2 protein-coding genes are annotated in these 4260 nt (G+C 67.3%); both read left to right on the forward strand.

The genetic code is table 11. The features are described from left to right. Nucleotides 1–1707 (forward strand): OmpA family protein (locus ACJ8AT_RS29850; RefSeq protein WP_407741330.1); only part of this gene is annotated, 1707 nt, incomplete at its 5' end. A 15-nt stretch (nucleotides 1708–1722) separates the two neighbouring features. Continuing rightward, a partial coding sequence (agmC, locus tag ACJ8AT_RS29855; protein WP_407741331.1) for an adventurous gliding motility protein AgmC occupies nucleotides 1723–4260 on the forward strand: 2538 nt, incomplete at its 3' end.

A 4260-nucleotide genomic window follows, 5' to 3' on the forward strand; every position in this document is an offset into this window, starting at 1 on the left:
AATCCTGGCGCGGAGGGCTCCCTGGTCGTGGGGATGGGGGAGTTGCTGCAGGCCGGGCAGTTCCGCCTCTCCGCCGTGGGCCACTACTCGCATCGGCCATTGCTGCTCTTCGTGGATAACACCACCTATGCCGTGGTCGGTGGACGAACCACGATGCATCTGGCCGCCGCATATGCCGTGACGAACTGGCTCGAGTTGGGAGCACAACTGCCGGTCGTGGCGTCGCAGTGGGGTGGGGATCTGAGCGCGGAGAACATCCTGCGGCCTGAGTCCTTCGGCCTTTCGACACCCCTGGCGAGCCTGCGTCTCGGCCTGCTCACCCAGGATGAGAAGGGGGGATTGGACGTAGCGGTCGGGGGCGATGTGGGGTTTCCAGTGGGCAATCCCAAGAGCTTCGGGAGTGATGGCGGACTTCGTTACCTGCCGAGGGTGATGGCGGGCCGGCGCTTCGGTTTCCTCCGCGCGGCGCTCGATGTGGGCCTGTTGTTGCGGCCGAAGCTGGACGCTATCAGCCCATTGGGTGCGGGTGGGCAGGACAAGCTGGACAACGAGGTGCATATCGGGGCCGCGTTGGTCACGACGGGCCGGCGGATGCGGTGGGAGGTCAACGTCCGCAGCGCGATCTCCCTGGCCAAGGCGCAGCCGGCGGCCGTGGAGCTGATGCCGGGAGTTCGCTACCTCGTGAATCCGTCGTTGGAGTTGTTTGGGCTCGCGGGCGTTGGATTGGGCTCCGCTCCTGGGACACCGCTGTTCCGATTTCTCGCGGGAGGCTCTTTCGGAAACGTGATGCCGCGGCGGGGGCCGGGTGAATCCTCTGTCAGGTGCGACCTGGGCATGTCCCTCTCGCCGGAGGAGTGCCCGGACAGGGACGATGACGGCGACGGCGTGCGCAACATGGATGACAAGTGCCCGATGGTGCCGGGCGATCCCGCGCGTGCTGGCTGCTCGCGGGCCGATACGGACAAGGACGGAATCGAGGACACGCTGGACGCTTGTCCGAGCGAGCCGGGCGACGCCGCGCGCCAGGGCTGTCCGATGCGCGATCAGGACAACGACGGCGTCGAGGACGAGATGGACGCCTGTCCGACGCAGCCAGGTCCCGCGGAGAACCGGGGCTGCCCTGTGAAGGACAAGGACAAGGACGGCATCGACAACGACCAGGACGCGTGCCCCGACGAGCCGGGGCCGGCCGAGCGCCAGGGCTGCCCGGAGGAAGACACGGACAAGGATGGTGTGCCCAACCGCGTGGACAGCTGTGCCACCGAGCCAGGCGTGGAGAGCAACCTGGGCTGCCCCGCGCATGAGGTGCCCCTGGTGGCGATCACGCCCACGCAACTCGAGCTGCGCGGCAAGGTGTACTTCGAGGCGGCTCAGTCACGCATGCAGCAGCGCTCCTTCTCCGTATTGGATTGGGTAGCGAAGGTGATGCGCGAGCACTCGGAGATTCCGCGGATCATGGTGGGCGCTCACACGGACGACCGGGGCTTCGCCGAGCAGAACCGCCAGTTGTCGCAGCAGCGCGCCGAGGTGGTGCGCCGCTACCTCATCGACAAGGGCGTGGCCGCCGAGCGGTTGGATGCCAGGGGATATGGACCGGACCGGCCCATCGACAGCAATGCGACCTCCATCGGGCGAGAGAACAACCGCCGGGTGGACTTCAAAATCATTCGGAATGGCGACGAGAACACGGAGTCGCTCCAGCACTAGCGGGGGGAGCCTCACATGCTCGCGAAGAACTTGTTGGTGAAGGTATTGACGGCTGGAGTCCTGCTCGCCGCGGTCGTGGCCCGGGCGGAGCCGGATCGTTTCTATCTGGGCTCGGGACGGGACGGCGCCACCGTGGTGTCTGGCGCCGACACCGTCATCAACCGCTATGCCCAGGTGAAGGCGCCCATCGCTCCCGGAGATGTGGCGGTCCTGGTGGACCAGCCGGAGGGGTTCGCGGCGGGAGACCTGGTGATGGTGTTGCAGACCACGGGCATCGTCCCCTCGGCCACGCCGGGTGATGGTTCTCCCGTGGAGCTCGCGCGCGACGCGGTGGGGAGTTGGGAGCTGGCGCGGCTCCTCTCCGTGGACGCGGACATCCTCTACCTCTCCGATCGTCTCATCCATTCCTATGCGGCGGGGGTGACCCAGATCATCCGCGTGCCTGAGTTCACCACCGTCGACATCCGGCCCGGGGCGCGGATCGTCGCGCAACCGTGGAACGGGGCCACGGGCGGCGTCATCGCCTTCCTGGCCACGGGCACCATCACCAACGAAGGCGCCATCGATGCGAGCGGCAGCGGCTTCCGCGGGGGCAGCTATGTCCGGCAGGCTCCTTCACGCAGCTGCGCCTCGCCGAGCGCGTGGATGGAGCGGGGCTCGCGCCGCGGTGAGGGCGTGGACAGCACGGATCCCGGACAGGGAAGTGGCAGGGCCAATATCGCCAACGGTGGCGGTGGTGGCGCCTGTCTGCCCTCGGGCGGTGGCGGTGGTGGTCACGGCGGTCCGGGTGGTCAGGGCGGTCAGCCCACCGAGGGCCCGCGAGACGTCGGCGGCCTGGGCGGTGCCCGGCTCGTGTATTCGCTGCTGGATCGGCTGACCCTGGGTGGTGGCGGTGGTGGTGGCTCTGGCTGGAATGCCCAGTACGCCCCCAGCTCCAATGGCGGTCAGGGCGGTGGTGCCATCTTCATCCGCGCCGATGCACTCGTGGGCAACGGACGCATCGCGGCCCGGGGCGAAGCGGGACATGGCAGCGAGAAGGCGGGGGCGGGTGGTGGCGGCGCCGGAGGAAGCATCTCGCTGCGAGTCGCGGGAGCGCTGCAGTGCGCGAGCCTCGATGCCTCGGGTGGCCAGGGAGGCAGCAACGGCGCGACGGGAACGCTCGCGGCGGGTGGTGGAGGTGGTGGTGGACAGGTGCTCTACCAGGCCGCCTGGGTGAGCGAGTGCGGAATGTCGGCCACGGCCAGCACCGCGGGCGCGGGCCGGGAGCTTTCCGGCGCACAACCCGACTTCGCCACGTTGTCCGCTCATACCGGTAACGTCACCCGGCTGGACGGGGGTCTGGTGATGCCTGGAACCGTCACCATCCTCCTGCCCGAGTACGGTTCGCTCGTCAGGACCCGGACGCCCACCCTCTCGGGAATCGCGCCTGTTGGACTGGACGTGGTGATCTTCGTGGATGGCCTGGAAGTGGGCCGCACGGTGGCCGAGGGCGGCTTCTTCGAGTGGAGCGTGAGCGAGCCGCTCACGGAAGGCATGCACCATATCCAGGCGGCCGCCTCGTACCAGGGGCTGCAGGGCGAGCCGAGTCTGCCTCACCTGCTCGTTGTCTCCACCGCGGTTCGTTCCCCCTCGGCGGATGGCAGCAACGCCCTGCTGCCAGCCCCGAATGCCCCCACGCTTTCGCAAATCGCCGGTCGAACGTATTCCAACGGAATGCCCGTCGCTTCTCTCCAGCCGGTCATCCAGGGGAGTGCCTCGAGCTGCGATTTTGTGTCGGTGGAGATCAGAGCCAGTGGATCGCTCATTGGTGGCGTGCTCACGGACAACTGCAATTCCTGGAGCGTTTCCCCGGGCCTCAACCTCGTCAACGGAACGACGTATACGCTGAGCATCACAGCCACCAAGACGGGATCGGGTGGTGGTACCAGTGATCCTCCGACGATTGGCAGTTTCGTGGTCGACATGACGGCTCCTCCCGCTCCCGTCATCCAGGCTCCGGCGAACGGGGGCTACACCAATCTCCAGAAGCCGACCATCAGCGGCACCGCGGAGGCTTCGAGCACCATCAAGGTCTACGTCGATGGCTCGACCACGGTGCTGTCGACGACGCCCACCACCAACGGCAGTGGGGCGTGGACGCTCACTCCTCCATCGAATCTCTCCGTGGGCTTCCATTGGGTCCAGGTGACGGCGACGGACGTGGCGGGCAACACCAGTCCCTTGTCCAATGTCACGACCTTCACCATCGACCAGACGGTTCCGGGTGCTCCGGTGGTGCTCTCGCCCGCGGGCGGCACTTCCACCAACGACACGACCCCCGAGATCCGGGGCACGGCCGAGGCGGGAAGCACTGTCACGGTGTATGACAATGGCCAGGCGGTCGCTCCCACCGTAGTTGCAGACGGATCTGGGAATTGGCTCTTCGTGGCGAACCCGGCGTGGAACCCGGGCACCCATCCGTTCACGGTCACAGCCACGGACAGGGCGGGCAATGTGTGTACTGAGTCGACGTCTCGCAACCTCAACATCGACATCACGCAGCCGGAAACCAAC

Source organism: Hyalangium sp., assembly GCF_045802625.1.
In the GTDB taxonomy this organism is placed as follows: Bacteria; Myxococcota; Myxococcia; order Myxococcales; family Myxococcaceae; genus Hyalangium.